Annotated in this window: 17 protein-coding genes; 8 read left to right on the top strand and 9 right to left on the bottom strand. The window is 64.1% G+C overall.

Annotation, left to right across the window (positions count from 1 at the left end; all coding sequences use genetic code 11):
- Nucleotides 1-10 precede the first annotated feature (10 nt).
- The 5 genes from AC1DXU_RS24940 to argH all read right to left on the bottom strand — a co-directional run bounded on the left by AC1DXU_RS24940 (nucleotide 11) and on the right by argH (nucleotide 6,673).
- On the bottom strand, nucleotides 11-2,602 hold the full coding sequence (locus tag AC1DXU_RS24940) for a TIGR02302 family protein (RefSeq protein WP_477373243.1): 2,592 nt from the start codon (nucleotides 2,600-2,602) through the stop codon (nucleotides 11-13).
- A 115-nt stretch (nucleotides 2,603-2,717) separates the two neighbouring features.
- Nucleotides 2,718-3,653, bottom strand: a complete 936-nt coding sequence (locus AC1DXU_RS24945; RefSeq protein ID WP_477373245.1) for a threonine/serine dehydratase — start codon at nucleotides 3,651-3,653, stop codon at nucleotides 2,718-2,720.
- A 54-nt stretch (nucleotides 3,654-3,707) separates the two neighbouring features.
- Nucleotides 3,708-4,976 (bottom strand): diaminopimelate decarboxylase, encoded by a 1,269-nt coding sequence (gene lysA / locus AC1DXU_RS24950; protein ID WP_477373247.1) that lies wholly within the window; start codon nucleotides 4,974-4,976, stop codon nucleotides 3,708-3,710.
- A 19-nt stretch (nucleotides 4,977-4,995) separates the two neighbouring features.
- Nucleotides 4,996-5,202 (bottom strand): hypothetical protein, encoded by a 207-nt coding sequence (locus AC1DXU_RS24955; protein ID WP_477373249.1) that lies wholly within the window; start codon nucleotides 5,200-5,202, stop codon nucleotides 4,996-4,998.
- Nucleotides 5,203-5,272: 70 nt separating this feature from the next.
- Nucleotides 5,273-6,673 carry an argininosuccinate lyase gene (gene argH / locus AC1DXU_RS24960; RefSeq protein ID WP_477373251.1) on the bottom strand — a complete coding sequence of 467 codons (1,401 nt, stop codon included), beginning with the start codon at nucleotides 6,671-6,673 and terminating at the stop codon, nucleotides 5,273-5,275.
- Nucleotides 6,674-6,708: 35 nt separating this feature from the next.
- Here argH and tlpA point away from each other — a divergent pair, with 35 nt between their 5' ends.
- A complete protein-coding gene (tlpA, locus tag AC1DXU_RS24965; RefSeq protein ID WP_477318174.1) occupies nucleotides 6,709-7,392 on the top strand; it encodes a thiol:disulfide interchange protein TlpA in 684 nt (227 codons plus the stop codon).
- Here the strand turns inward: tlpA and AC1DXU_RS24970 are convergent.
- Nucleotides 7,384-9,816 carry a putative bifunctional diguanylate cyclase/phosphodiesterase gene (locus AC1DXU_RS24970; RefSeq protein ID WP_477373253.1) on the bottom strand — a complete coding sequence of 811 codons (2,433 nt, stop codon included), beginning with the start codon at nucleotides 9,814-9,816 and terminating at the stop codon, nucleotides 7,384-7,386. The two genes, tlpA and AC1DXU_RS24970, sit on opposite strands and share 9 nt — an antisense overlap.
- Nucleotides 9,817-10,263: 447 nt before the next feature.
- Here AC1DXU_RS24970 and AC1DXU_RS24975 point away from each other — a divergent pair, with 447 nt between their 5' ends.
- The 5 genes from AC1DXU_RS24975 to AC1DXU_RS24995 all read left to right on the top strand — a co-directional run bounded on the left by AC1DXU_RS24975 (nucleotide 10,264) and on the right by AC1DXU_RS24995 (nucleotide 15,489).
- Nucleotides 10,264-11,616 carry an extracellular solute-binding protein gene (locus tag AC1DXU_RS24975; protein ID WP_477373255.1) on the top strand — a complete coding sequence of 451 codons (1,353 nt, stop codon included), beginning with the start codon at nucleotides 10,264-10,266 and terminating at the stop codon, nucleotides 11,614-11,616.
- Between the two features lie 104 nt (nucleotides 11,617-11,720).
- Nucleotides 11,721-12,605: a carbohydrate ABC transporter permease gene (locus tag AC1DXU_RS24980; RefSeq protein ID WP_477373257.1), complete on the top strand. Its 885-nt coding sequence runs from the start codon at nucleotides 11,721-11,723 to the stop codon at nucleotides 12,603-12,605.
- Nucleotides 12,606-12,612: 7 nt separating this feature from the next.
- The gene (locus AC1DXU_RS24985) at nucleotides 12,613-13,527 is read left to right on the top strand and encodes an ABC transporter permease subunit (RefSeq protein WP_477318182.1); all 915 of its coding nucleotides are present in this window, start codon (nucleotides 12,613-12,615) and stop codon (nucleotides 13,525-13,527) included.
- Between the two features lie 19 nt (nucleotides 13,528-13,546).
- Nucleotides 13,547-14,647, top strand: coding sequence for a sn-glycerol-3-phosphate ABC transporter ATP-binding protein UgpC (gene ugpC / locus AC1DXU_RS24990; protein ID WP_477318184.1), 1,101 nt, complete (start codon nucleotides 13,547-13,549; stop codon nucleotides 14,645-14,647).
- Nucleotides 14,648-14,685: 38 nt separating this feature from the next.
- On the top strand, nucleotides 14,686-15,489 hold the full coding sequence (locus AC1DXU_RS24995; RefSeq protein WP_477373259.1) for a phosphodiesterase: 804 nt from the start codon (nucleotides 14,686-14,688) through the stop codon (nucleotides 15,487-15,489).
- Here AC1DXU_RS24995 and AC1DXU_RS25000 read toward each other — a convergent pair.
- The 3 genes from AC1DXU_RS25000 to AC1DXU_RS25010 form a co-directional block, all read right to left on the bottom strand.
- Entirely contained in the window at nucleotides 15,486-16,571 is a 1,086-nt protein-coding gene (locus tag AC1DXU_RS25000; protein ID WP_477373261.1) for an ABC transporter ATP-binding protein, read from the bottom strand. The two genes, AC1DXU_RS24995 and AC1DXU_RS25000, sit on opposite strands and share 4 nt — an antisense overlap.
- A complete protein-coding gene (locus AC1DXU_RS25005) occupies nucleotides 16,568-18,076 on the bottom strand; it encodes an ABC transporter permease (RefSeq protein ID WP_477318190.1) in 1,509 nt (502 codons plus the stop codon). The genes AC1DXU_RS25000 and AC1DXU_RS25005 overlap by 4 nt, the downstream gene beginning before the upstream one ends.
- A gap of 236 nt (nucleotides 18,077-18,312) precedes the next feature.
- The gene (locus AC1DXU_RS25010) at nucleotides 18,313-19,317 is read right to left on the bottom strand and encodes an iron ABC transporter substrate-binding protein (RefSeq protein WP_477373263.1); all 1,005 of its coding nucleotides are present in this window, start codon (nucleotides 19,315-19,317) and stop codon (nucleotides 18,313-18,315) included.
- Nucleotides 19,318-19,523: 206 nt separating this feature from the next.
- On the opposite strand from AC1DXU_RS25010, the gene AC1DXU_RS25015 reads away from it, so the two are divergent.
- Together AC1DXU_RS25015 and AC1DXU_RS25020 are read left to right on the top strand one after the other, a co-directional pair.
- On the top strand, nucleotides 19,524-20,060 hold the full coding sequence (locus AC1DXU_RS25015) for a sigma-70 family RNA polymerase sigma factor (protein ID WP_477318194.1): 537 nt from the start codon (nucleotides 19,524-19,526) through the stop codon (nucleotides 20,058-20,060).
- Between the two features lies 1 nt (nucleotide 20,061).
- Nucleotides 20,062-20,700 carry an NrsF family protein gene (locus AC1DXU_RS25020; protein WP_477373265.1) on the top strand — a complete coding sequence of 213 codons (639 nt, stop codon included), beginning with the start codon at nucleotides 20,062-20,064 and terminating at the stop codon, nucleotides 20,698-20,700.
- The last annotated feature ends 39 nt before the right edge of the window (nucleotides 20,701-20,739 follow it).

The following is a 20,739-nucleotide window of genomic DNA, read 5'->3' on the forward strand; positions in this document are numbered from 1 at the left end:
ACAGGGGTGGTTATTTCAGCTCCAGCAGCCGCTCGAGATAGCTGCGCTCGATATCGGGGCTGAGCGCGTTGCCCAGCCGCTTGCGGATCGCTTCGAGGATCTGCCGGGCGCGCTGCACGTCGATTTCGTCCGGCACCTTCACCGAGCCGCCGTCGTCAGGACCGTTGGTGGCGCGCGGCCGGCCGAGCGGATCGCGGTCGGCGTCCTGCTGGCGGCCGCCTTGCTCGCTGCCGCCCTGGTCGCCCTGCATGGCCTGCAACTGCTTCATCATGTCCTTGGCGCCCTTGCGCAGCGCCTCCAGCGCGCGGCCCTGATGGCCGACTGCCTGGTCGCCCTGGCCCTCGCCAAGCGCCTGTTCGGCATTGCCCATCGATTTGCCGGCCTCGCCAAATCCTTCGTTGGGCTCCATGCCCAAGCCCTCGAGGCCCTTCTTCAGCTGATCGAGGTCGCTCTGCAGTTTGCCCTGGCCTTCCTGCAGTTGCTTCAGCGCGTCGGCGAACTCCTGCGGCGTCATCGGCTTCTGCCGGGCGAGCGGGTCGCGGTCGTCACCCTGGCCGGGCTTGTCCCGATCCTGTCCACCACCGCCGTTTTCGCCAAGCTGCTCGTCGCGGTTCTGCCCGCGCTGGCGCTGGCCACGCTGCATCTGGTCCATGCGGAAAGTGTCGTTCATCATCTCCTGCTGGCGCCGCATGATCTCGCCCAGCTTGTCCATCTGCTGGCGCATCTCGCTGTCCTGCTGGTCGCCCTGTTGCTGGCGGCCGGCCTGCAGATTGTTCATCATGTCCTGCAGTTGCGACAGCAGCTCCTGCGCCTTGTCGCGATCGCCTGATTTCGCCAGATTCTCGATCTGGTCCATCATGCGGTCGATATCGCTCTGGCGCAGTTCCTGGCCGTTCTGCTGCATCTGCGGTGCGTTCGGATTCTGCTGCGCGCGCTGGGCGAATTCCTGCAGGAACTCGTTCATCGCCTCGCGCAGTTCCTTCATCGCCTTTTCGATTTCAGCATCGCTGGCGCCGTTCTTGATCGCGTCCTGCAGCGCCTGCTGCGCCTGGCGCAGCCGCTTCTCGGCCGCCGACAAATTGCCTTCCTCGATGCCGAGCGCGATTTCCCAGAGATAGGACACCTCGTTGCGGAGCTGGTCATCGCTATCGGCCATCTTCAGCCGGCTGCGGGCGCTCATGATGGCGAGGTAGTGCGCAATGTTGTCGAACGTGTCTTCCGGGCGGATGGTGATCGCGTCCACCAGGTCGAGCACGTGGTTCTTGGCGTTGGCGTCGAGCGCCAGCAGGCGGCGCTGCTCGATCACCGCCCTTGCCAACGGATTGGAGAACGGCCGCTCCGGCATCACCAGTGTCTTGGTCTCGCTGGTTGCGGTATGTCCGGCATCGTCGGTGGCGACCAGCGTCAGCTTGATGCTGTCGCCGGCCCAGACGTGCTCGGTCAGGTCCTTGGTGGTCTTGGCCACGTTGGTCTTGCCGCCGCGGCGCGGCAGCGACAGAGGCAGTTCGGGCGGGCCATAGAGCGGATGGGCATTGGGCGCCTGCGGGTCGGCCAGCGCGAAAACCGCCTTGCCGGTGGCCGCGCCATAATCGTCGTCGATCTGGTAGCTGAGTTCGAAGGCGCCGTTGGCGGCGCGCTTTGGTTCGCCGACGAAATGGATCTGCGGCGGCTTGTCCGGGATCACGGTGAAAGCCCAGTGGCCGAGGTCGGCTTCGCCCGATTTCAGCGTCAGCGTGCCGTCAACCGTCAGCTTGCCGGTAAACTGGCGCAGCTTGGGCGTGGCGGCCGCCGGCTTGGCGGTGGTGGCTTTCGGTCCGGCCGGGTCGATGGTGCGGGCGTTGCCGCTGGCGTCGGCGTAGCTCAGCGTTTCCTCGCCCGAACCGCCGGTGACGCGCAGCGAGACGTCGCTGCCTTGCGGAACGTTGAAGGTCAACGCCGCTTGATTGGCGTCAGCGGTGAGGAAGACCGGTGGCTTGCCCGTATAGGCCGGCGGCGTCACCCAGGCATCGATGCGCGGCGGCACGGTGTCGCGTGCCGCATGGGCATTGAAGCCGTCGCTTATCCGGCCGCCCGACGGTCCGTAGGAAAAGGCAAAGGCGGTGACCAACAAAAGAGCGGCCACCGCGCGCAGCCCCCATGGGTCGCGCTCCGGCACGCGCGTGCGCGGCAGGTCGGCGCCGAGGCTGCCGAGCTGGTCAGCCATGCGTTTCTGATGCTCGCGCCACAGCGCCTGCGAAAAGCCGCTTTCCTTGCCGCACGGCCGGTCGGTCTGCACCAGCACGGGGCTGTGCAGCAGATTGTTGGCCGCCTCGATGCGCCGGTCGATCTCGGCAGCGGACGGCAGCTTGAAGAAACGCAGCGGGTAGAGGCCAGCAAGGCCGGCGATGGCGAATGCCGCGACCAGGCCGATGCGCGCCATGTCGGGCAAGCGGGGGAAAAGACCGAGCCAGGAGATGCTGAGGAACAGGCTGGCGACGATGACCAGCGGTAGCAGCAACGGCCAGCCACGCTCGACCATCATCGAGACCCGCGTCGCCAGCCGGCTCAAGGCAAGGCGCCCGGCCCGGCCGCGATCGCTGCTGGAAGTGGGTCGTTGCGTCATCGGCCCTTCCTGTCCGGGCGGGATAGCCCGAACCTCACGACTCGAAGAATACCAGCAAACACGGCAAAGGCGAGGCGGGTCGTTAAAACGTGAACAGGTCTTGTGGCCGGCGCGGCTAGAATTTCGCCGGATTTGCGTTGGCGCCGCAGACCAGCACGGCGACACGCTCGCCCGCCGACGGTTGGTAGCGGCCGGACAGGATCGCCGCGAAGGCGGCCGCACCGCCCGGCTCGGAGATGATCCGCACCCGATCCCACAGCGCCTTCTGCGCTGCAATGATGTCGTCGTCGCTGACCAGCAGGGAGCGCTCGACGAAGGCTTCGGCGATCGGAAACATCATTTCGCCGACGCGTTTTGGGGCCAGCGAATCGGCGGCGATGCCTTCCGCCGGTGCGTCGACAGGCTTGCCGGCCGCGAAGGCGAGATGAAGTGTCGGCGCCCCCTCGGGCTCGACGGCGATGATGCGGATGCGGCCGGCGAACCAGGCGGCGATGCCGCCGATCAGGCCGCCGCCGCCGACCGCGACCAGCAACGTGTCGAGTTCAGGCAGGTCGGCCTCGATTTCGAGGCCGAGCGTGCCTTGGCCGACCAGCGTTTCCTCCTGGTTGAAGGCATGGATCTGCAGCGCACCGGACTTTTGCGCGAAGCTTTCACTGGCGGCCAAGGCCTCGGCATAGCGCGCGCCGCCGACAACCAGCTCGGCGCCATAGCTGCGAATGCGGTCCACCTTGGCCTGCGGGCTGACTTCGGGAACGAAGATCGTCGCCTTGTGGCCGAGCCGCATGGCGGCATAGGCGACCGCCGCACCATGGTTGCCGCCCGATGCGGCGACGACGCCGGCCTTGGGCACCGGACGTTCGAGAAGGTTGGTGAAGGCGCCGCGCGCCTTGAACGAGCCGGAATGCTGCAGGCATTCGAGCTTCAGGTCGACCGCGTGGGCCGGGCGGCCGAAATCGGCCATGTCGACGCGCAGTACCGGCGTGTGGCGCACGAAAGGCCGGATGCGCGGCTCCATCGCGGCGATGCGCTCGCGGGTGATCGTGTTCGGCATGGTCTGCTCCTTCAGACGGTTGAAGCACCGGCCCCGGAATTCAGCGTCGGTGCCCTATTCCAGCCAGTCGGGCACTGAATCCAGCCCGATCAGCTCTTCATAGGTCTGGCGCGGGCGCACGACATGGAAACGGTCGCCGTCGACCAGAACCTCAGGCACCAGCAAGCGGGTGTTGTAGGTGCCGGCCTGCACGGCGCCATAGGCGCCGGCAGTGGAAATGGCGATCAGGTCGCCCGACTTCAGCCGGGGCAGGTCACGGTCGAGGCCGACATAATCGCCGGTCTCGCAGACCGGTCCGACCACGTCGACCATCATGCGCGGCGCCGCGGCCGGCTGCTGTACCACCGGTCTGATCTCGTGGAAGGCGTCATAGAGCGTCGGCCGGATCAGGTCGTTCATGGCGGCGTCGACGACGAGGAAATTCTTGGCGTCGCCTTCCTTCACGAAGATCACTTCGGAGACGAGGATGCCGGCATTGCCGACGATGAGCCTGCCCGGCTCGAACATCACCTTCAGCCCGAGCCTGGTGACGTGCTTTTTGACGATCTGCGCGTAGGCGTCGGGCAGGGGCGGCGGGCTGTTGTCGACACGGTAGGGAATGCCGAGGCCGCCGCCGAGATCGACATGCTCGATGGCGTGCCCGTCGGCGCGCAGTGCGCCGACCAGTTCCACCAGCAGGGCAAAGGCATCGTCGAAGGGCTGCAGCTCAGTGATCTGGCTGCCGATATGGGTGTCGATGCCGGTGATCCTGATGCCCGGCAGCTGCGCTGCGCGGGCATAGATCTGCCGCGCCTTCTGCCAGGGAACGCCGAACTTGTTCTCGGCCTTGCCGGTGGAGATCTTCTTGTGGGTCTTGGCGTCGACATCGGGATTGATGCGCAACGAGATCGGCGCCACCTTGCCAAGGGCTGCGGCACGCGCCGACAGCAAGTCGAGCTCGGGTTCGGATTCGACGTTGAAGCAGAGGATGCCGGCCTCGAGCGCGAAGTCCATCTCGCGGGCGGTCTTGCCGACGCCTGAAAACAGGATCTTGTTGGCCGGAATGCCGGCTGCCAAGGCACGGCGCAACTCGCCTTCCGAGACCACGTCGGCGCCGGCGCCGAGTTTTGCCAGCGTGCGCAGCACCGCCTGGTTGGAATTCGCCTTCATGGCGTAGCAGACCAGCGTGTCGAGCCCGGCAAAGGCTTGCGCAAAGACGCGGAAATGCCTGGTCAGCGTTGCTGTCGAATAGCAGTAGAACGGCGTGCCGACGTTTGCGGCGATATCTGGTATCGCCACGTCCTCGGCATGCAGCACGCCGTCGCGGTAGTCGAAATGGTTCACGAGAGTGGTTCCGGAAAGGTCAGAGAAGCGGGTCGAGAATGAACTTCTTGTCCTCGACCGGTTTTTCCGGCTCGGGCGGCACAGGCTGCTTGGCCCGCTCGGCATCCTTGCGTGCCTGCACGGCCGCTTCGTAAGGCGTGTCGAGACCGGCCTTCCTGCCGCAGGCCGTAACGGCGGTAAGCGCCGCAAGCAGCGTCAGCGTCACCAAAATCCTGCTTCCGGTCATCGATCCATCCGTCCGAAACTCTTTGTCCGCCGCTGCTTTTAGCCGAGTTTTCGGCGCATTGCACCCCGGCCTATGCTTTCGCCAGCCGCTTTTTCCAGGCACGGATCTGCTTCCTCACTTCAGACGGCGCGGTGCCGCCGAAGCTCACGCGGCTTTTCACGGAATTCTGCACGGCAAGCACCGAGAAGATGTCGGCGGTGATGCCGGGGTTTATGGACTGCAAGTCCTCCAGCGACAGCCTGTCCAGGCCGATTTTTTTCTCTTCGGCCAGCGCCACGGCGCGGCCGGTGACGTGATGCGCCTCGCGGAACGGCAGGCCGAGCGTGCGCACCAGCCAGTCGGCAAGGTCGGTCGCAGTGGAATAGCCGGCGCCGGCGGCCTTTTTCATCGCGGCCGCATTGACCGTCATGTCGCGCACCATGCCGGTCATCGCCGCCAGCATCAGGTCGAGCGTCTCGGCGGCGTCGAAGACGGATTCCTTGTCTTCCTGCATGTCCTTGCCATAGGTCAGCGGCATGCCCTTCATGACCGTCAGCAGGCCGACGAGATGGCCGGTGACGCGGCCGGTCTTGCCGCGCACCAGCTCGGCGGCGTCCGGGTTCTTCTTCTGCGGCATGATCGAGGAGCCGGTGGAAAAGCTATCCGACAGCCTGACGAAGCCGAATTGCGGCGTCGACCAGATGATGATCTCCTCGGCCAGCCGCGACAGATGCGTGGCGCAGATCGCCGCCATGGCGAGGAACTCCAGTGCGAAATCGCGGTCCGAAACGCTGTCCAGGGAATTGCGCATCGGCTCGCGGAAGCCGAGGCTTTTTGCCGTCTGGTGGCGGTCGATCGGAAAGCTGGTGCCGGCAAGGGCGGCGGCGCCAAGCGGGCTTTCGTCCATTCGCTCTATGGCGTCGCGGACGCGCGACAGATCACGTGCAAACATCTCGACATAGGCCATGCAGTGGTGGCCGAAGGTCACCGGCTGCGCCGCCTGCATGTGGGTGAAGCCCGGCATCACCGTTGCCGCATGCTCCTCAGCCCGCTCGAGGAAGGCCGCGATCAGGCCCTTCAGCGCCGCGGCGACGCGGAAACACTCGTCCTTGACCCATAGCCGGAGGTCGACCGCTACCTGGTCGTTGCGCGAGCGGGCGGTGTGCAGGCGGCCGGCAGCCGGGCCGATCAGATCGGCAAGCCGCGCCTCGACATTCATGTGGATGTCTTCCAGCCGGGTCGAGAATTCGAAGGTGCCGGCCTCGATCTCTTTCAGAATCGTGTTCAGCCCGTGAGCGATTTTTTCTTGATCGGCCGCCGAAATAATGCCCGTTTGCGCCAGCATCTGGCTGTGGGCGATCGAGCCTCTGATATCTTGAGCATAGAGTTTGCGGTCGAACGAAATCGACGCGTTGATCGCTTCCATGATCGCGGCCGGACCCGAGGCAAAACGTCCGCCCCACATCTGGTTGCTGGCCTTCTTGTCGCTCATCGCTATAACCCGTGCTCCGGAGCAGTTTTTAGAAAATGGCAGACGGCAATAGATTCTTCCCAGCCCCGCGCCTGATCCTCGCCGCTTTGGTGGCAGGCGTGCTGGCTGGCGCGGTCGCGGTATATGTCAGCGAGAGCGGTTCTGGCAACAACGCTCCGGCACAGATCGCTGTCGGCGACAGCAAGGACGATGTCGCCTGCGCCGCCAAGAGCGAGCGCGCCAAGAAGGTTGCCGCGGCGGCCACCGGCCAGGTTGCCGCGCTTTTGCCGGCCGATCCGCCGCAGTCGCTGAAAAGCCTCGCCTTCAACGGTCCGGACGGCAAGCCGATGACGATCGCCGACCATGCCGGCAAGACGGTGCTGCTCAATCTGTGGGCGACATGGTGCGCGCCTTGCCGCGCCGAAATGCCGGCGCTGGATGCGCTGCAGAAGGAAAAGGGCAGCGACGTCTTCCAGGTCGTCGCGGTCAATGTCGATGCCGGCGACGACGTCAAGCCGAAGAAGTTCCTCAAAGAGACTGGTGTCGAAGCACTCGGCTACTATCGCGATGCGACGATGGGGCTGTTCAACGAGGTCAAGACACGCGGCCTGGCACTCGGCTTGCCGGTCACCATGCTGATCGACGGTGAAGGTTGCCTGATCGCGCATATGAACGGCCCGGCCGAATGGTCGGGGCCGGACGCCAGGCGGCTGGTCGAGACGGCACTTGGATCAGACTGAGCGCAACAGCGGGACAGGTTCCAGCATCACGAGGCTTCGGTCGCCTTGGCTGTGGTCATCAACCACCGGAGCCGTCACTCCCGTGAGGTCGCCGAACGCCTCGATCGGGCTTGGCCGGCCGAGATAGTAGCCCTGCCCGATCTCGCACGCCTCAGCGTCGAGGAAATTCAATTCGCCCAGCGTCTCGACACCTTCCGCCAGAACCGGCAGGCCGAGACCGCGCCCGAGCCCGAGCACCGCGCGCACGATGGCCGCAACCTGGCCGTTCTTGTCGACCGATTTGATGAAGGAGCCATCGATCTTGATCTTGTCGAAAGGGAAGGCGCGGAGGTTGGAAAGCGACGAGTAGCCTGTGCCGAAATCGTCCATGGCCACGCGCACGCCAAGCGCCTTGACCTGTCGCAAGGTCGCCAATGCGCGCGGCATGTCCTTGACCAGCGCCGTTTCGGTGATTTCGATTTCGAGCCTGCCTGGCGCAAGGCCGGAGCGAAGCAGGGCCTCATGGACCTTGCGGCTGAAATTCGGATTGTGAAGCTGCACCGCCGAGACATTGACCGCGACCGTCAGCGGGTTCTTCCAGCGAACGGCTTCCTCGCAGGCCGTTGCCAGCACCCATTCGCCGATCTGCATGATGGTTCCACTGTCCTCGGCCACCGGAATGAACATTGCCGGGGACACGTCACCGCGTTGCGGATGCCGCCACCGGATCAAGGCCTCAAACCCGATCATCCTGCCGCTGCTGATCTCCATCTGTGGCTGGTAGACGAGACGAAACTCGTCGCGTGCGATCGCCTGGCGCAGCTCATGCTCCATCACCCGCCGGTCGCGCGCCTCGGCGCCCATCGAGGCCTCGAAATACCGGTAAGTGTCCTTGCCCTCGGCCTTGGCGCGGTAGAGTGCGGTGTCGGCATGGCTGATGAGGCTGGCCGGTTCATCTGCGTCCAGCGGGTAGAGGGCGATGCCGACGCTGGCCGACACGAGACCGCCACCGACCGAAAGCCTGTTTTCCTCACGCATCGCGGCAAGCACGCTGTCGGCGATCCGCCCCGCCGCCTGGGGGTCGGCGAGATTAGGAGCAATGATGGCGAATTCGTCGCCGCCGAGGCGCGCCAGCATCTGCCCGTGGCGAAGGAGGCCGGAAACACAGTGTGCAACCTTTTGCAACATGGCGTCGCCGGCGGCATGCCCGAAAAGGTCGTTCACCTCCTTGAACCGATCGAGATCGAGCAACAGAAGCGCGAGGTACCCGCTTTTCCCGTCACGGCTCGCCGCGGCGATTTCCGCTTCGAGCCGGCTGGAAAAGCTGCGGCGATTGGCAAGCCCGGTCAGCGGATCGAAATGAGCGAGGCGAAGGATCTCCTGTTCCGCCTTCTTGCGTTCGCGAATATCGCGAACCGCAACCACGCTATGCGGCTTGCCGCAATAGTCGATGCTTCTGGCGATCAACTCCACGGGAATGCTGGTTCCGTCATGGCTTCTCAGCTCGGCTTCCTGAGCCTGTCGGTCGGCCATGCTCGATGCGGCACGCTCGCCGAACAGATCGCCGAGCAGCATCGTGTTCAGTGTGCCGGCCGCGATGCCGGTCAGCGCCGCGATGCTGTCGTTGGCGCTGACGATGCGGGCGCCGTCGCAGACGATAAGACCCTCGACGGCGGCGTTTGCCAGGCCGTGCATGCGATCGGCTTCGATCTTGTGGCGACGGAAACGCAGGTCGATCCAAAGCGCTGCGGCCGAAAGCACGAGGATCACCAGGCTGGCCGCCGCGGCGGCGAAGGCCTGCGACATCGGCTCGACCGTGTATTGGGATATTTCTATCGAGCTATCCGGATAGATCGACACTGCGGCCATGGCGATGAAATGCAGGGTGCAGATCGCCAGCGTCAAAAGCACGGCGGCGCCGATTGTCCCTGATGTCGACGGCCGGCGCAGCACGACGAGAAGCGAGAGCGCGGCAAGCGTGATGCCGGCCACCAGCGAGATGGCGACGAGGAGCTGATCCCAGACGATCCGGCCCTGGACCTCGAACGCCGCCATGCCGGTGTAGTGCATGGTGGCGATGCCGGCGCCCAGCACGGCGCCGCCGACAAGATAATGATCGATGCCGCCGCGCAAGGTGGCAATCCACATGCCGGCGGCGGTCAGGATAACCGCGGCGGCAAGCGAAAGCACTGAAAGTTCCGCATTGTAAGCGTTCGGTATTCCCGGCGAGAACGCAATCATCGCGATGAAGTGGGTCGCCCAGATGCCGAATCCGGTCGACGTAGCGGCAATCATCAGCCAGGCAAACCGGTTTTTATTGGTCGACCGATCGACATGGCGGAGGAGGTTGATCGCGGAAAATGAGGATATTGCGCAAATGAGTGCGGCAAGTGCAACCAGTCTCAAATCGTGCTCGTTCACGATACAATTGTAGACCGTCAACATCTTGCTTCACCTGATCTTCATGCAACAATCAAGGTTGTGGTATTGATTAACGCCTTATCATTGAAGAATCGGTTAAGTACATCTGCAACCGCAGCGTGCCTTCCCGGGTTGTGGCGGAGTCAGATTGTCCCGCGTTGTTCATGCCGGAAGCCGGTTCGGCGTCGGCCGACGCACGGAAACGAACCGCGCTCGAGGCAACGGCTGAGCGCACCGGACCGCAGAAACATTGTCGTGTTGCTGCTGCGGCACCCGCACAGCGCCCTGGCTAGAAAATGCGCCGATACGACGGGCCCGTTTCGTCGCGGCGCAAGCCGTCCAGGGAGGAGAGAAATGCCTGTCCACAGGTCGAAAAGGGCACAACAGAACTGTCACATACATTCTCTAAGAGACGGTCAGGGAGCCGCGCGACGATCCTTGAAACGAACCACTCAACAGGGAATGAGATTCATGTCGATGATCAAAAAGAGCCTGGCGGCTGTGGCCGCCGGCGCAATCAGCGTTTCCATGGCGCTGCCCGCTGCCGCGGAGCCGACCAAGTTCGATTTCTGGTTCGGCCTTTCGGGCGATCTGGCGCGCGTCGTCGATACGATGTGCAAGAACTTCAATGCCTCGCAAACCGACTATGAAGTCGTCTGCACCAGCCAGGGCAATTACGACGCCACGCTGCAGAACACCATCGCCGCCTTCCGCGCCGGCAAGCAGCCCGCCATCGTCCAGGTCTACGATGTCGGCACCGCCACGATGATGCTTTCAGGCGCCTACAAGCCTGCCGGCAAGCTGATGGAAGAGAATGGCTACAAGATCGACTACGCCGACTATTTCCCCGGCATTGCGCGCTACTACGCCACGTCGAAGGGCGAGATGCTGTCGTTCCCGTTCAATTCCTCGACGGCGCTGATGTACTGGAACAAGGATGCCTTCGCCAAGATCGGCAAGACCGAAGCGCCGAAGACCTGGGAAGATGTCGGCGCCGACCTGCAGGCGCTGAAGGACGCCGGCTATGAGTGCCCGATGGCGATCAACATCTCCGCCAACGAAAGCTGGCAATTGATGGAGCAGTTCTCGGCCATCCACAACCAGCCGATCGCCACCAAGAACAACGGCTATGACGGCCTCGACGCCCGCCTCGAAGTCAACAAGACCAAGTTCGTCCAGTACGTCACCGATTTGAAAAAGTGGTATGATGCCGGCCTCATCAAGATCAAGTCCAAGGATCTTGGCCAGGATATGGTGCAGGCCTTCGCGTCCGGTACTTGTGAGGTCATCATGAGTTCGGTCGGCGACCACGGCACGGTCGGCAAGACGCAGAAGGCAGGCATGAACTGGGATGTCGCCGAACTGCCGGTTTATGCCGGTACCGAGCGCAAGAATTCGCTCGTCGGCGGCGCCTCGCTGTGGGTTCTCTCCGGCAAGTCTGATGCGGAATACAAGGGCGCTGCCGCCTTCCTCAACTTCATCCACGACCCCAAGACCGCGTTGTTTTGGTCGACCAACACCGGCTACATTCCGGTGACGAAGTCGGGCTTCGAGTACATGAAGGCCGACGGCTTCTACGACAAGGCGCCCTACAAGGGTCGCGAAACCGCGATCGCCAGCCTGACCGCGTCGGAGCCGACCGAAATCACCCGCGGCATCCGGCTTGGCAATTTCACCCAGATTCGCGCCGAGTTCGGTACCGAGATGCAAGCGATCTTCGCCAACAAGGTCAGTGTCCAGGAAGGTCTCGACACGCTGGTCAAGAACGGCGACGCCATCCTCGACCGCTTCCAGCAGACCTATCCGGGCAAGACGCTGCCCTGATTTCAGGCAATTCCAGGCCGCCCGCCGAAAAAACGACGGGCGGCCATTTCATATTCTGGAATCCTAGAAAACGAGCTGGCCGTTTCAACGGTGTCGACGGATCAATGGAAAAACGCGTTACTTTCAGCAGATGGACGATCGGCATCCTGTTTGCGGTGCCGCAGCTGCTGTTGATCTTCACCTTCTTCTACTGGCCGGCTGGCCAAGCCGTGTACTGGTCGCTGACCCTGCAGCAGCCATGGGGCGGCGGCAACATCTGGGTTGGGCTGGACAATTTCCGCGCGATCCTGTCCAGCGCCGATTACTGGAATTCGATCAGCGCCAGCCTGGTCTTTGCCGGCATCAGCACCGGGCTTGCCATGTTCATCGCGCTGGTGCTGGCCGCGCTCACCGACCGACAGCTTGCCGGCTCGCGCTTCTATCGCGTCGTGCTGATCTGGCCCTATGGTATCGCAGCGCCGGCGCTGGCACTCGCCTTCCGCTTCATCCTGGCGCCGGAAGCCGGCTTCATGGCCGTCGTCAACAAGATGTGGCCCGGATTCTGGGATCCCGGCCTCGACGGCGTTGACGCCATGGCCTCCATCATCGCCGCCTTCTCGTGGAAATATGTCGGTTACAACTTCATCTTCTTCCTGGCCGCGTTCCAGGCCATTCCGCGCTCCTTGATCGAGGCGTCGGCGATGGATGGCGCCGGTGTCGTCAGGCGGTTCTGGGATATCCAGTTTCCGCTGATCACACCGACGATCTTCTTCCTGCTGGTCATCAACATCACCGAGAGCTTTCAGGATTCCTTCGGCATCGTCGACATCATGACATCAGGTGGGCCGGCGAACGCCACCAATCTGATGGTCTACAAGATCTATTCCGACGGCTTCAAAGGCCTCGATTATTCAGGCGCCGCCGCACAAAGCATCATCCTTATGCTGCTCATCGTCGTGCTCACCATCTTCCAGTTCCGCTTCATCGAGCGGCGCGTGCACTACAGGTGATGTCGATATGGTAGAGCGCACACCGTTCCTGAATTTCTTCACCCATGTGATCCTATTCGTCGGCTTCGTGTTTTGCGTGGCGCCGTTCGCGATTGTGGCCATCGCGGCGTCGCACAACCTCAAAGACGTCAACGACGTGCCGATGTCGCTGCTGCCGGGCAGCGATTTCTGGGTCAACATCAAGACGGCATGGACGACGGCCGACCTTGGCCCCAAGCTTTTGAACAGCTTCATCATGGCGGCCGGCGTTGCCGCCGGCAAAGTGATCATCTCGGCGCTTACCGCCTTCTCGATTGTCTATTTCCGCTACCCCGGCCGCACCTTCATTTTCTGGCTGATTTTCGTCACGCTGATGCTGCCGCTGGAAGTGCGCATCGTGCCGACCTACGCGGTCGTCGCCAACGTGCTGTCGCCCTATCAGGCGATCCTCGACGTGACCGGCCTGAGCTGGCTGATTGAAAAGGTCTCGGGCGTCCAGGTTTCGCTCAGCCTCGGGCTGCTCAATTCCTATTCCGGACTTATCCTGCCGCTGATCGCCACGGCCACCGGCACCTTCCTCTACCGGCAGTTCTTTCTGACCGTGCCCGACGAATTGACCGAAGCCGCGCGGATGGACGGCGCCGGCCCGTTGCGCTTCTTCATCGACATCCTGCTGCCGCTGTCGCGCAACAACATGGCGGCGCTCGGAACGATCATGTTCCTGTGGGCGTGGAACCAGTATCTGTGGCCGCTGCTGATCACCACCGACCAGTCGCACGCGACGGCGGTCACCGAGCTCAAGCAGCTCATTCCCAACGTCGGCGGCATTCCGGAATGGAACATCGCCATGGCCGGCACGCTCATCGTCATGCTGCCGCCGCTGATCGTCGTCGTCGCCATGCAGCGCTGGTTCGTGCGTGGCCTGATCGCCACCGAAAAGTGACTTCAAAAGGAGATAGCTGATGGCCTCCATCACCATTCGCGGCGTCACGAAAAGCTATGCCAAATCGCAGGTCGTGCACGGCGTCGATCTCGACATCGCGTCGGGCGAATTCGTCGTCATCCTCGGGCCTTCCGGCTGCGGCAAGTCCACGCTGCTCAGGATGATCGCCGGCCTGGAAGAGATTTCGGGTGGCGAGATCGCCATCGATGGCACCGTCGTCAACAAGCTTGAGCCGCGCGAGCGCGGCTGCGCCATGGTGTTCCAGAATTACGCGCTCTATCCGCATATGAGCGTGGCGCAGAACATCGGTTACTCGCTCAAGGTGGCCGGCGTTCCCGCCGCCGAGCGCCAGCAGCGCATCCAGGCGGTGGCCCGCACGCTGGAACTCGAACAGCTGCTCGATCGCAAGCCGATGGCGCTTTCCGGCGGCCAAAGGCAGCGTGTCGCCATGGGGCGCGCCATGATCCGCGAACCAAAGGTGTTCCTGTTCGACGAGCCGCTCTCCAATCTCGATGCCAAGCTGCGCGTCCAGATGCGCTCGGAGATCCGCAAGCTGCACCGCCGGCTAAACGCGACCTCGGTGTTCGTCACCCATGACCAGGTCGAAGCGATGACGCTCGCCGACCGGCTGGTGGTGATGAATGGCGGCCGTGTCGAACAGGTCGGCACGCCGGGCGAAATCTACAAACGTCCGGCGAGCCGTTTCGTGGCCACCTTTGTCGGCGCCCCGGCGATGAACATCCTCGAGGGAGCGGTCACGCTCGAGGGGCTGTCGCTGCTCGGCGGCAGCCGCAAGCTCAACGTTTCCCGCGCGGGCCTGCAGGTCGGCACCGAGGTCGCGGTCGGCATCCGTCCGGAAGCCGTGAGGCTGGTCGCGCCCGGCACGCCGGGCGCGCTCGACGCAACCGTCGACCTCGTCGAGGAACTGGGCGCCGGCCGGGTCATCTATGTCGATCTCGACGGCGCGCCGTTTTCCGTGGTCACCTCCGAGGCCGTCCACCCGCAACCCGGCACTGCGGTCGGCGTGCTGTTCTCGCAGGCCGACATGCATCTCTTCTCGTCGCAGACGGGCAAACGTCTCGATGACATCAGGATGCCGACACCGGTCCCGGCACTTTGAGCGGACGGCGCCTTCTGAAGCCATGAACGGGTTGTCGAATGAAAATCATCCAGGTCTCGGATCTTCATCTTGGCCAGCGCGGCGAGCTTCATTTTGGAGTGGATCTACATGAGCGGCTTGACCGGTGCCTTGCGCACATCAATGCGCATCATGCCGACGCCGCGCTTTGCGTCTTCACCGGCGATCTGACCGACGCCGGCGAGCCCGGCGCCTACGCCGATCTCAAGGCGGCCCTGAACTCGCTTTCGGTGCCGTACCGGCTATTGCCGGGAAACCACGACCAGCGGGCCAACCTTGTTGCCGCTTTTCCCGAGCAGCCGCTCGACGGCAACGGTTTCGTGCAGTCGGACTACGACACGGCTGAAGGATCGTTGCTGTTCCTCGACAGCCTGGCTGAAGGACGCGTCACCGGCGAACTCTGCGACATCAGGCTTGCCTGGCTCGACGCTCGGCTCGGTGAGGCGGCGGGGCGGCAGGCCTACATATTTCTGCATCATCCGCCGGTCGAGCTCGGCCTGCCGCTGCTCGACCCACTCGGACTTGAACAGAAGCAGCGCTTCCTCGACCTTTTGACGCGTCACGGCAATGTCGGCCATATCTTCTTCGGCCACGTCCATCGCGACATTGCCGGCACGGTCGCCGGCATCCCGTTCACCGCGCAGCGCGGCCTGCATGCCCGCTTCATGCTCGACCTGGTCGGCGAGGAGGTGGTCGAGCAGGCGCCGCCGACCTACGGGATCGTTCTCATCGATGCTGCCGCCCGACGGCTCGTCGTGCACAACAACGACTTCCTCGAAAATTGGCCGCTCTGGTCACCGGCGACTGGCGAAAGGGTTTCCTAAGCGCCAAACACGTGCGCCTTGCCCGTCACGGTCAGGCGGACGATCTCGCCGACGGAAGGCGCGTCCATGCCGGGCTTGCGCAGGATCAATGGCGTGTTGCCGATGGCGGCGGCGTCCGGCGGGTCGGCACTGTTGAGCAACCGCACCGCGATGGTGCACATCGAGCCGGCGAATTCGGAGTCCGTTACCTCGCCGAACAGCATGTCCGGCGTGCCCGACATGCCTTCGCGTGACGTCCTTTTCACCTGTATCTGCTCCGGCCGCAGCATGATGCGGGCAAGATCGCGCCGCTCGGTGGTGTCGACGGCGATGCGGCCAAGCGGCGAATTGGCGAAGCCGTCGGCGATCTTTGCCGGCAGGATGATGGCCTCGCCGAGGAACTCGGCGATCATCCGGTCTTTCGGCTTAAGATAGAGCTCGCGCGGCGTGCCGACCTGCGAGAACTTGCCGTCGCGCATCACCGCCACCTGGCTGGCGAAGGACAGCGCCTCGGCCTGGTCGTGCGTCACAAGGATGGTGGTGATGCCGGCGGTCTCCAGCAGCTCGGCCACCGCCTTGCGCATCGAGGCGCGCAATCCGGTATCCAGTGCCGAGAACGGCTCGTCGAGCAGCATCAGCCGCGGCTTCATGGCCATGGCGCGGGCCAGGGCGACACGCTGCTGTTGGCCACCGGAGAGCTCGTGCGGCCGGCGTTTCAGGATCGCCTTGTCGAGCCCGACGATATAGGCGAGCTCGACGATGCGCTCGCTGCGCTTGTCCGCATGGCGGTCCATGCCGAAGCCGATATTGTCGGCGATGGTCAGATGCGGGAACAAGGCTCCGTCCTGCGCCACCACGCCGATGCCGCGGCGATGCGCCGGCACGGCAGCGCCGCCATTGGCCAGCAGCTGGCCGTCGAGCACGATGCGGCCCCGGTCCGGCGCTTCAAAGCCGGCGATCAGCCGCAGCAACGTTGTCTTGCCGCAGCCCGAGGGGCCGACGATCGCGGTGCGGCTGCCGCTGACGACGCTGAGGTCGACGCCGGCCAGTGCGGCCACCGGGCCGTAGTGCTTGTGCACGCCCTCGAGTTCGAGAAAGCTCATCGCCCGGCCATCCGTTTCGACTGGATATAGAGCAGCCAGGTCAGCGGCAGCGACATCGCCACCATGATGAAGGCATACGGTGCGGCCGATGCATAGTCGATCTCGCCGCTGTAGGACCAGAACGCCATCGCCAGCGTACGGGTGCCGTTGGGCGCCAGCATCTGGGTTGCGGTCAGTTCGTTCATGATGCCGAGCGCGACCAGCGCCATGCCGGCCGCCGCCCCCGGCGCCGACAGCCGGATCGTTGTCGACCACAGCGCCTTGAGCGGCGATCGGCCGAGGCTTGATGCGGCGCGTTCGAGCTCGACCGGCGCCTGTGCGATCGAGGCCCGCAGACTGACCAAAGCGCGCGGCAGGAACATCAGGGCATAGGCGACAAGGATGGTGAACAGGGACTGATAGAGCGGCATGGCGATGCGCACGGTGATGGTGACCAGCGCCAGCGCCACGACGACGCCAGGCAGCGAGCCGACGATGTAGTTGCAGCCTTCCAGAAGGCGCTGCAGCGGTCCCGGCGCGCGGATCGAGATCCACGCCATCGGCATGGCGGCTATCGTTGCGAGCAGCGCACCGGCGAGCGCCAGGAACAGCGTCTGGCCGAGGGCCAGTCCGATCTCGTCGAGGCGCCAGACTTCGGCGCCACCCGCCGCAAGCCAGCGGCCAATGGTGACGAAAGGCACGCCGATCGCCAGCAGCGAAGTGATGATAGGCAGCGCCAGGCAAGGGATGGTGTAGCTGCCGAGGTTGGTGCGTTGCTGGTGGCGCGCGGCGCCCGAGCCGACGCGGGCATAGCGTTCCTCGCCGCGCACCAGCACCTCCAGGCCGAGCAGCACGAAGCAGCACGTCACCAGAACGCCGGCCAGCATGTTGGCGGCGGGACCGTTGAAGGTCGACTGGAACTGGTCGACGATCGCCGTGGTGAAGGTGTCGAAGCGGATGAAGACGTAGAGCCCATATTCGGCCAGCAAATGCAGGCCGACCAGCAGCGAACCGCCACACAAAGCAAGCCTGAGCTGCGGCAGCACGACTCGGGCGAACACGCGCCATGGGCCGAGGCCGAGCGCTGCCGCGGCGTCCTCAAGAGCGGGATCGAGACGCCGCAGCGCCGCCGCCACCGGCAGATAGAGGAACGGGAAATAGGCGATGACGGAAACCAGGACGCCGGCCCACAGGCCGTGCAATCCCGGCACCAGGCTGATCCAGGCGTAGGAGTGCACGAAGGCTGGGATGGCGAGCGGCGCGACCGCCAGCCAGGCCCACAGGCGGGCACCCGGCAGATCGCTGCGCTCGGTCAGCCAGGCCAGCGCCACCGACAGCACGATGGCGATCGGCACGGCCAGTGCCACCAGCAGCACGGTGTTGACCAGAAGTTCGCCGACGCGCGGCCGAAAGACCAGCCCGGCTACCGTTTCCCAGCCGGTCTGCACCGCGATCCAGATGATGAAGGCAAGCGGCATCAGGGAGAACAGCGAGATCAGAATGGCGACGAGCACTATCCAGGACATCGACTGCCGCCGCGTCGATCGCCCCGCGCCCCTGTCGGCCGGTGAACGTGCAAGATCGGCAGCAGCCATCAGCTCAGACGCCGCGCCGTTGCCGCCCGGTGGCGGGAGCGACTGAGGGACCGCGGGCGCGGCCGAAAACGCAGCGTGTCGTCATGGACCAATGCCATCTCGAAAACAGAGCGCTCCTGTGGATTGCCGCAGGAGCGCAGTCGTTGCCCTTTTAGGACGAACGCGGACTAAAGCAAGCCGGCTGCCGTCATCAGATCGGTCACCTTCTTGGAGTTCAGCGTCGTCGGATCGATCTTCGGCGCTTGCAGATCGGCCAGCGGCACCAGTTTCAGATTGGACTGCGCACCCTTGCCGACGGCGTATTCGAAGGAATTGCCGGTCTTCAGCACCTCCTGGCCACCCTTGCCGGTCACCCATTTCAGGAAGGCCTGGGCTTCCTTCTGGTGCTTGCTCGAGGCCAGCACGCCACCGCCGGAAATCGAGACGAAAGCGCCCGGATCCTGGTTCTTGAAATAGTGCAGCGCGACGTTCTTGCTGTTCTCGCCGGTCTTGGCCTGATCGCCGAAATAGTAATAGTGATAGATCACGCCGCCTTCGATCTCGCCGGCATTGACTGCCTTCATCACCGTGCTGTTGCCCTTGTAGGCGGTGAAGTTCTCCTTCATCGCCTTCAGCCAGTCGACCGTGGCGGCCTCGCCCTTGAGCTGCAGCAAAGCGCTGACGATCGCCTGGAAATCGGCGCCCGAGGGCGAAGCGGCCCAGCGGCCTTTCCAGGCGGGATCGGCGAGATCAAGCATCGATTTGGGCAATTGGTCGGCGGTCAGCTTGGTCTTGTTGTAGGCAAACACGGTGCTGCGCGCGGCGACGCCGACCCATTTGCCGCTGGCCGGCTGGAAATCCTGGGGAACCTGCGCCAGCGTGTCGGCATCGACCGGCGCGAACAGCCCTGATGTTTCGACCAGCACCATGGCCGGTGAGTTTTCGGTCAGGAACACGTCTGCCGGCGAAGCGGCGCCTTCGGCGACGATCTGGTTGGAGAAATCGCTGTCGCCGCCATTGCGGACGGTGACCTTGATGCCGGTTTCCTTGGTGAAGCCTTCCGCCCAGGCCTTGGTCAGGCTCTCATGCTGGGCGTTGTAGACGACGATGCCGTCCTGCGCGGTCGCCGGACCGGCGATCAGGCTGATTGCCAGCGCGGTGGCACCGGCAAGGGTGGAAAGGGCATATTTCATGGGCATCGTCCTCGATCTCGATGGTCTTTGGTTTGGCACGGCTGCACCTATCAATACCTGATTATCATAGTCAACATTGATGGGCTGCTTCAATCGGTCGCCGGGGCGCAAACTTTCGTGATTTCCCAGCACTTTGGCTTGGACATTATTTCGCCGGCCACGTAACAAATCTGCGCCGAGGCGCGAACATCGGGGAGTGAACTCTTGTGACCGGCAAGGACGAAGCCGAACTCTCCCGGCTGCTGCGGGCCGCGATTGCGGGAGACGAAAGGGCTTACGCCGACTTTCTGCATCGGATCGCTGCTCTCGTTCGCGGCTTCGCCCGGCGCAAGATTGTACAGGGCGGAGTCGACCCCGAGGATGTCGTGCAGGAAACCTTGCTGGCCATTCATGTGAAACGGCATACCTGGCGCGATGACGCGCCGGTCCTGCCATGGGTCTACGCCATAGCGCGTTTCAAGCTGATCGATGCTTTCCGGCGGCGCGGGCGGCGCGTCGAGATCGAGATCGACGATATCGCCGAAACCTTTGCCGAGCCGGAAGCGGAGACCGTCAGCGAGCGCGACATCAACCGGGCGCTGGACGGCCTGCCGCCGGCGCAACGCTCGGTGGTCTCGGCCGTATCGGTCGAAGGCCGTTCCATCGGCGAGACGGCGGCGAAATTCGGCATCACCGAGACGGCGGTGCGTGTGTCGCTGCATCGCGGGCTTGCCGCCATTGCCAAGCGATTCGGGCGGGAATGACATGAGGACCGACGATCTCATCAAGGCGCTCGACGCCGATGCAAGCAGCAAGGCGATGCCGTTGCGCTCGGCCTGGTGGGTGGCTGCCGGTGCGGCGGTGGTGATCGCGGCAGTGGTGTTTTTTCTAACCATCGGCCCGCGCCCCGACATCATGGTCGCCATGCACACGATGCGGTTCCTGGCGAAATTTGTCTTCACCATCGTGCTTGCTGTAACCGCCTTTGGCCTGATCCGGGCATTGTCGACACCGGGCGCCTCTACGGCGAGGGCCGCGGCGTGGATGGCCGCGGCCCCCCTGCTGGTGGCCGTGGCAGTGGTTCTCGAACTGTTCATGGTGCCGGAGGCGATGTGGGGCACGCGCATGGTCGGCTCCAATATGATGATCTGCATGGCGTTCATCCCGCTGATCGGCATCGGCCCGCTCGCCATCTTCCTCTGGATGCTGCGCTATGGCGCGCCGACGCGACCAGTGCTTGCCGGCGCGGTGGCCGGCCTGCTTGCCGGCGGGCTGTCGGCAACCTTCTATGCCGCGCATTGCTTCGACGATTCGCCGCTTTTCGTCGCCACCTGGTACACGGTCGCGATCGTCATCCTTGCCGGCCTCGGCGGCCTCGGCGGTCGGCTCTTCGTGCGCTGGTAAGAAGCCGCGATCGGCGCCGATAGACACCGATCCTTAATC

The sequence above is a fragment of the Mesorhizobium sp. P3_A10 genome, from assembly GCF_056403175.1.